The sequence below is a fragment of the Mycobacterium sp. E3251 genome (genome assembly GCF_001666835.1).
Taxonomy (GTDB): domain Bacteria; phylum Actinomycetota; class Actinomycetes; order Mycobacteriales; family Mycobacteriaceae; genus Mycobacterium.
In genome coordinates, this window is sequence record NZ_LZJF01000171.1 from 1 (window position 1) to 579 (window position 579).

The window sequence follows — 579 nt, forward strand, 5'->3', positions numbered from 1 at the left end:
GGCCACACACCGCATGGCGGCGACGATGATCCGCCGGCGGGTCTCCTCGCCGCTGGCGCCGACCGGGCGCCCACGCTGCGCCCGCGTCACCGTGCTCTCCCCACTCGCGCGTCCTGTCCGCCGGCTCTCGTGCCCGACACCGTCGAATATAATCGAGTGATCGATTAGTTCCGGCTTCCGCGCGGAGGTGCGCAGTGTGTGATGGACCGGCCCGCGGCGGGTTCCGCGCGGCATGAGCGTCGCACCGTCGCAATTGGGCCGCCCGGTCGGCGCCAGCGGCGAGGAGACCCGCCGGCGGATCATCGTCGCCGCCATGCGCTGTGTGGCCACGGTGGGATACTCGCGAGCCACCATCCGTGAGATCGCTCGCACCGCGAACGTCACGAGCGCCAGCCTGTACAACTACTTTCCGAACAAGGCCGAGTTGATCAAGGCCGCGATCGCGGCACGCACCGACGTCGCGTTGCCCCGGCTGCGGGCGGCCGCCGCGGGCCCCGGGACCGCCATCGATCAGATCGAGGCGGTGCTCGACGAATCGGGCCGGCTGATGCGCGAGTATCCGGATCTCGCCGCCTTCGA

1 protein-coding gene and 1 pseudogene are annotated in these 579 nt (G+C 70.8%); one reads left to right on the forward strand and one right to left on the reverse strand.

Features of this window, described 5'->3' with window-relative positions; translation table 11 throughout:
• A pseudogene (locus tag A5697_RS28520) lies at positions 1 to 90 on the reverse strand (TetR/AcrR family transcriptional regulator); the annotation flags it as partial.
• Between the two features lie 142 nt (positions 91 to 232).
• Between A5697_RS28520 and A5697_RS21375 the strand changes: the two are divergent.
• Positions 233 to 579, forward strand: a 347-nt coding sequence (locus A5697_RS21375; protein ID WP_156673396.1) for a TetR/AcrR family transcriptional regulator, incomplete at its 3' end; no start/stop codon positions are given.